Annotated in this window: 5 protein-coding genes; 2 read left to right on the top strand and 3 right to left on the bottom strand. The window is 63.8% G+C overall.

Annotation, left to right across the window (positions count from 1 at the left end; all coding sequences use genetic code 11):
* From MOV74_RS27665 to MOV74_RS27655, 3 genes are all read right to left on the bottom strand, one after another.
* Positions 1-498 (bottom strand): CoA transferase (locus MOV74_RS27665; RefSeq protein WP_246929753.1); only part of this gene is annotated, 498 nt, incomplete at its 3' end.
* A 63-nt stretch (positions 499-561) separates the two neighbouring features.
* On the bottom strand, positions 562-2,295 hold the full coding sequence (gene oxc / locus MOV74_RS27660) for an oxalyl-CoA decarboxylase (RefSeq protein ID WP_246929751.1): 1,734 nt from the start codon (positions 2,293-2,295) through the stop codon (positions 562-564).
* Positions 2,296-2,356: 61 nt separating this feature from the next.
* Complete coding sequence (locus MOV74_RS27655; RefSeq protein ID WP_195799034.1) at positions 2,357-3,052, bottom strand: GntR family transcriptional regulator; 696 nt, start codon at positions 3,050-3,052, stop codon at positions 2,357-2,359.
* 348 nt (positions 3,053-3,400) lie between these two features.
* Here MOV74_RS27655 and MOV74_RS27650 point away from each other — a divergent pair, with 348 nt between their 5' ends.
* Positions 3,401-5,530, top strand: a complete 2,130-nt coding sequence (locus MOV74_RS27650) for an acetate--CoA ligase family protein (protein ID WP_246929750.1) — start codon at positions 3,401-3,403, stop codon at positions 5,528-5,530.
* A 152-nt stretch (positions 5,531-5,682) separates the two neighbouring features.
* On the top strand, positions 5,683-6,525 hold the full coding sequence (locus MOV74_RS27645; RefSeq protein WP_246929749.1) for an IclR family transcriptional regulator: 843 nt from the start codon (positions 5,683-5,685) through the stop codon (positions 6,523-6,525).
* Positions 6,526-6,733 lie beyond the last annotated feature (208 nt).

The raw sequence follows: 6,733 nt of genomic DNA, 5'->3' as shown, positions 1-6,733 counted from the left end.
GATCTGCGCGCCGGTGACGAGCGGCAGGCCGTCGCGGAAGCCGGTGGTGGAGGCGGCGCCGCCGGTGCACTGCGCGACGTTCTCATAGACCTTGCAGTCTTCGTAGGGTCCCGGGCCAAAGCCCTTGATCGAGGCGACGATCATCTTCGGGTTGATCGCCTGGATCTTCTCCCAGGGGAAGCCCATGCGGTCGAGCACGCCGGGGCCGAAGTTCTCGACCAGCACATCGCATTTCTTGATCAACTCGGTGAGGACTTCCTTGCCCTTGGGGTTCTTGGTGTCGAGCGTGATCGAGCGCTTGTTGTGGTTGAGCATGGTGAAATACAGACTGTCCACGTTCGGGATGTCCTGCAGCTGGCCGCGGGTGATGTCACCCACGCCCGGACGTTCCACCTTGATCACGTCGGCGCCGAACCATGCCAGCAGCTGCGTGCAGGTCGGGCCTGACTGAACGTGGGTGAAGTCGAGAATGCGAACGCCCTTGAGCGCTTTGGTCATCGTGTTGCTCCGTACTCTGTGTCTGCCCCCGCAAACCGCAGGGAATAAAGGGTTGAGGGGGAGTTACTTCTTCTTCTGCAGAACGCTCTGCGGATTGAGGTTGCCGATGCGGCCGCTCTCCGAGCCTGCGGCCGGATCGATCACCGCGTTGATGAGCGTCGGCTTGCCGGAGGTCATCGCTTCGTTGACGGCACGCTTGAGCTCGTCGGGCGAGGTCGCGTTGACGCCGACGCCGCCGAAGGCTTCCATCATCTTGTCGTAGCGCGCGCCCTTGACGAACACCGTCGTCGCCGGATCGGAATTGGCGCCGTTGACGTCGGTGCCGCGATAGATGCCGTCATTGTTGAAGATGACGACGCAGATCGGAAGATTGTAGCGGCAGATGGTCTCGACCTCCATGCCGGAGAAGCCGAACGCGCTGTCGCCTTCCACCGCGAGCACGGGGTGGCCGGTCTCCAGCGCGGCGGCGATCGCCTGGCCCATGCCGATGCCCATCACGCCCCAGGTGCCGACGTCGAGACGTTTGCGGGGCCGGTACATGTCGATGACGCCGCGGGCGAGGTCGAGCGTGTTGGCGCCCTCGTTGACGAGGATCGCCTCGGGGTGCTCCTTGATCACGTTCTTCAGCACGCCGAGCGCGCCGTGATAATCCATCGGCGACTTGTTGTTCATGAGCTTCGGCGCCATCTTGGCGACGTTCTCTTCGCGCTTGGACGAGATAGCCTTGGTCCATTCGGCGGGCGGGGCGGTCCAGCCTGACGCCATCGCCTGGTTGAAGGCGGAGACGACCGAGCCGATGTCGCCGACGACGGGGGCGACGATCTCGACGTTGGAGTCCATCTCGCGCGGCTCGATGTCGACCTGGATGAACTTCTTGGGCGCTTCGCCCCAGTTCTTGCCCTTGCCGTGCGAGAGCAGCCAGTTCAGCCGGGCGCCGATCAGCATGACGACGTCTGATTCTTTCAGCACCGTGGAGCGTGCAGCACCCGCGCATTGCGGATGCGTATCGGAGAGGAGGCCCTTGGCCATGCTCATCGGCAGGAAGGGGATGCCGCTCTTCTCGACGAAGGTTTTGATCTCCTCGTCGGCCTGCGCGTAGGCCGCGCCCTTGCCGAGGATGATCAGGGGACGCTTCGCCGCCTTGAGCACGTCGAGCGCGCGCTTGATCGAAGCGGGCGAGGGGATCTGCGCGGGCGCAGCGTCGATCACCTTGACCAGCGACTTCTGGCCGGCATCGGCGTTCATCACCTGGCCGAACAGCTTTGCCGGCAAGTCGAGATAGACGCCGCCGGGGCGGCCCGAGACCGCGGCGCGGATGGCGCGGGCAAGGCCAATGCCGATGTCCTGGGCGTGCAGCACGCGATAGGCCGCCTTGCACAGCGGCTTGGCAATCGCGAGCTGGTCCATTTCCTCGTAGTCGCCCTGCTGCAGGTCGACGATCTCGCGCTCCGAAGAGCCCGAGATCAGGATCATCGGGTAGCAGTTGGTGGTGGCGTGCGCGAGCGCGGTGAGACCGTTGAGGAAGCCGGGCGCGGAGACCGTGAGGCAGATGCCGGGCTTCTTGGTGAGGAAGCCGGCGATGCCCGCCGCATAACCGGCGTTCTGCTCGTGGCGGAACGAGATCATGCGGATACCGGCGGCCTGCGCCATGCGGCCCAAATCCGTGATCGGGATGCCCGGCACATTATAGATGGTGTTGATGCCGTTCAGCTTGAGCGCGTCGATGACGAGATGAAAGCCATCCGTCAGCTCCTGCTCGGTGCCCGGTGCTTCGGACTTGGTCGCGGTATTCAGCATGGGCCTTGTCTCCCTGGTCTCAGATAGTGGGGCGAGTTTTTCGCCCTTCTGGTGAACGTTGCTAAGTGAAGAGTTCCTGACCATGCGCTTCGACGTAAGCGGCAAGGCCGAGGGTGTGGTCGCGGGCGCGCTTCTCTGCGAGCTCGGTGTCGCGCGCCTCCAGTGCTTCGATCATGCCGAGATGCTCGGGCAGCGAGGTCGCGGTGCGGTCCTTGCGTCCGATGGTCAGCTGGCGATAGCCGCGCACGTGCAGCAGGAGGTCGTTGGTGAGATCGACCAGAACCGGCGATTCCGACAGCGAGATCAGCGCCTGGTGGAAGGCGATGTTGGCCCGCGAATATTCCTCGACGTGATCTTCAGGCAGCCGGTCCTTGCTGAAGTCCTTGAAGTAGTCGCGCAGCGCCGTGATGTCTTTCTTGCGTGCGGTGGTGGTGATGAGGCGGGCGGCCATGCTCTCCAGTGCTGCCCAGGCGCGGATCATGTCGACGATCTCGCTCTTGGTCCTTCGCACCACCATGATGCCGCGGCGCGGCACCGTCTTCACGAAACCGTCCTGCTCGAGCATCGCGATGGCTTCGCGGATCGGGGTGCGGCTGACGCCCAGGCGCTCGGACAGCGCGCGCTCGTCGAGCATCACCGGCTCGGGCGTCGAATAGATGTCCATCTTGAGGATGGCTTCCTTCAAGGCGTCATACGCCTTGTTCTTGAAGCTGCTCTCCGGGGCAATACGAACGATTGCGATGTCTGCCTCGGCCATGTTCGGCAACGCCTTGGTTGGTTTCCGTAGTGACACGACGAATCTCCTCCAGTGGGAGTCGTCTTTTACAGGAATATTAACGGGAAAGTTTTTGGCATACCACATGCCAGAATGTCAAGCTGGCTATTTTTTGCAGCGTTCCAAGGTGTGCTCTGGCTTGACAAGTTGGCTTCTGGCATACCAAATGCCATCGCCAGCCATTTTTGATCCAAGCCGGCGGAGTAGTCTCGGCTTTATGCCACTCCGTTCCGCGGCATGGAACGAAGCGCGGCGAATGGCAAGCATCACGGGCAGCCGCTACGCGCGCGCGCTTTGAAAAGAACGAACTGAGGTCAAGGGAGAAGCCACATGTCCAATTCCAAAGATGCCGTCCGCAAGGTGCTCGACCAGGTCAAGGCGGACAACCGCACCAGCCTGACGGCGCCGGAAGGCAAGCTGGTCTGCGACGCCTACGGCATTCCGGTGCCCAAGGAGGGCGTGGCGAAGTCGGCCGGCGAGGCCGGCAAGATGGCCTCGTCGATGGGCTTCCCCGTCGTGATGAAGATCGTCTCGCCTGATATTCTCCACAAGACCGAAGCCGGCGGCGTCATCGTCGGCCTCAAGACGGTCGAGGATGCCGAGAAGGCCTACGAGACCATTCTCGGCAACGCCAAGAAGTACAAGGCCGACGCCAAGATCGAGGGCGTCCAGGTGCAGCAGATGCTGGCCGGCGGCACCGAAGTGATCGTCGGCTCGATCACCGACGGTTCTTTCGGCAAGCTGGTCGCCTTCGGCCTCGGCGGCGTGCTGGTCGAAGTTCTCAAGGACATCACTTTCCGCCTCGCGCCCGCGACCAAGGAAGACGCGCTCTCGATGCTCGACGGCATCCAGGCCCACGAGATCCTGAAGGGCGTGCGCGGCGGCGAGCCAGTGAATCGCACGGCGCTCGCTGACGTCATTGTCAAAGTCTCGCAGCTCGTCACCGATTTCCCTGAAATCGTCGAGCTCGACCTCAACCCGGTGTTCGCGACGGCGAAGGGGGCGGTCGCCGCCGACGTGCGCATCGTCGTCGATTTCGCCTATGTGCCGAAGCCGAAGCCGCGCCCGACCGAAGAGATCGTCGTGGCGATGAACCGCATCATGCAGCCGAAGGCGGTCGCCGTGGTCGGCGCTTCCGCCGAGGACGGCAAGATCGGCAACTCCGTGATGAAGAACCTCATCAACGGCGGCTACAAGGGCGACATCTATCCGATCCATCCCAAGGCCGCCGAGATCCTCGGCTACAAGGCCTACAAGAGCGTCAAGGACGTGCCGGGCGTGATCGACACCGCCGTGTTCGCGATCCCCGCGAAGTTCGTGGCGGCAGCGCTGACCGAATGCGGCGAGAAGAAAATCCCGGGCGCGGTGCTGATCCCGTCGGGCTTCGCGGAAGCGGGCGCGCCGGAGCTGCAGGCCGAGATCGTCGAGGTCGGCAAGAAATACGACATCCGCCTGATGGGGCCGAACATCTACGGCTTCTACTATACGCCCGCCAATCTTTGCGCGACCTTCTGCACGGCTTACGATGTGAAGGGCTCGGCCGCGCTATCGTCGCAGTCCGGCGGCATCGGCATGGCCATCATCGGGTTCTCGCGCTCGGCCAAGATGGGCGTCTCGGCCATCGTCGGCCTGGGCAACAAGTCCGACATCGACGAGGACGATCTGCTCGCATTCTTCGAGCAGGACCCGAACACCTCGATCATTGCCCAGCATTGCGAAGACCTCAAGGACGGCCGCGCCTTTGCGGAGGCCGCAAAACGCGTCTCCAAGAAGAAGCCGGTCGTCGTGCTCAAGGCCGGCCGCACCTCGGCCGGCGCGAAGGCGGCGTCCTCGCACACCGGCGCGCTCGCCGGTAACGACAAGATCTATGAGGACGTCCTGGCGCAGTCCGGCGTGATCCGGGCCCGCAGCTTGCGGCAACTGCTCGAATTCGCCCGCGGCGTGCCGGTGCTGCCGACGCCGAAGGGCGAGAACGTGCTGATCATCACCGGTGCCGGCGGCTCGGGCGTGCTGCTGTCGGATTCCTGCGTCGACAATGGCCTGTCGCTGATGTCGATGCCGCCGGATCTGGACGCGGCGTTCCGCAAGTTCATCCCGCCGTTTGGAGCGGCCGGAAATCCTGTGGATATCACCGGCGGCGAGCCGCCGATCACCTACGTCAACACGGTGAAGCTCGGCCTGTCGGACGAGCGCATCCATTCGCTGATCCTCGGCTACTGGCACACCATCGTCACGCCGCCGATGGTGTTCGCCCGCAACATGGTCGAGGTGAAGAAGGAGATGGAGGCGAAGGGCTTTGTGAAGCCGATCGTGGCGTCCCTGGCTGGCGACGTCGAGGTCGAGGAAGCCGCCGAATATCTCTACCAGAACGGCATCCCGGCCTATGCCTATTCGACCGAGCTGCCGGTCGAGGTGCTTGGTGCCAAGTACAAATGGGCGCGCGGGGCAGGGCTGCTCTGAGGCGAAGATGCTGCTCCGGCATATTCTGGAGCGGCATTTTTCAGGTACGTCGTTCCGGGGCGATGCAAAGCATCGAACCCGGAACCTCGAGATTCCGGGTCTGGTCCTTCGGACCATCCCGGAATGACGAGGCTCCAAGGCGGCAGGTCGCGATGAACAAGAGCGTGATCCGGCGCAAATCGCTTGAGCCCCGATCTCCATCGGACGCCGAGCACGAGGCGCGTGATGGCGGCGTGCAGTCTGTCGACCGCGCGCTGTCGATTCTCGAAACGCTGGCCGAGGACGACGAGGGCTATCGCCTCAGCGATCTCGCCGTGCGCACCGGCCTCTCCGCCTCGACCGTGCACCGCCTGCTGGCGACGCTGGAAAGCCGACGCTTCGTGCAGTTCGACCGCGTCGAATCCAAATGGCATGTCGGCGTGCGCAGCTTCACGGTCGGCGCGAGCTTTGCGCGGCGGCGCAATTTTTCCGCGCAGGCGATTCCGTATCTGCGCAAGCTGCGCGATCTCACCCGCGAGACCGCCAATCTCGCCGTGGTCGACGACGAGTTCATCATCGTGCTGACCCGCATGGAGAGCCGCGAAATCATGCGCTCGCTGACCAAGGTCGGCGGCCGCGTGCCTATGGTGACCTCCGGCGTCGGCAAGGCGGTGCTCGCGACCTATTCCGACGAGGACGTCAGCGCTGTCATTCGGCACCATGGCATGCCCAGGTTGACCGAGAAGTCGATCGTGCGGCCGAGCGATCTGTTCAGGGAGCTCGGAAAGATCCGCAAGCAGGGCTTTGCGATCGACGATGAGGAGGCGCAGCTCGGCCTGCGTTGCGTCGCTGCGGTGGTATACAACGCTCTGGCCGAGCCGCTGGCCGCGATCTCCGTATCCGGCATGACCGGCCGGGTCACTGACGAGCGATTGCCGGAGATCGGACAAATCGTGCGGGACGTTGCCGCAGAGCTGACGGCCGCGCTCGGCGGGGTGATCCCGCCGCCCCGCTAACCACGGGCGCCCCGGGGGATGTCACTGGACAGCATCGGCCGTTTTGGCTGATATGCGACCAAACGACACAATGCGGCAAACGTCCGCATGAGCCTGGAGATGCCCCCATGTTTCGATTTCCCGCGCGCCTTGCCGGCGCGGCCGTCGCGCTGACCCTTGCGGCAGCGACGCCTTCTCTTGCCCAGCAACTCGAGCTCAAGCTGATGGC

This window comes from Bradyrhizobium sp. SHOUNA76 (assembly GCF_023006445.1).
GTDB lineage: Bacteria > Pseudomonadota > Alphaproteobacteria > Rhizobiales > Xanthobacteraceae > Bradyrhizobium.
Note: the sequence above shows the minus strand (reverse complement) of the source record. Positions and strands in the feature narration are given on the sequence as shown.

Coding starts and splice junctions, on each gene's coding strand:
- oxc (WP_246929751.1), bottom strand. CDS start 2,295: ATGCTGAATACCGCGACCAAGTCCGAAGCACCGGGCACCGAGCAGGAG.
- MOV74_RS27655 (WP_195799034.1), bottom strand. CDS start 3,052: ATGGCCGAGGCAGACATCGCAATCGTTCGTATTGCCCCGGAGAGCAGC.
- MOV74_RS27650 (WP_246929750.1), top strand. CDS start 3,401: ATGTCCAATTCCAAAGATGCCGTCCGCAAGGTGCTCGACCAGGTCAAG.
- MOV74_RS27645 (WP_246929749.1), top strand. CDS start 5,683: ATGAACAAGAGCGTGATCCGGCGCAAATCGCTTGAGCCCCGATCTCCA.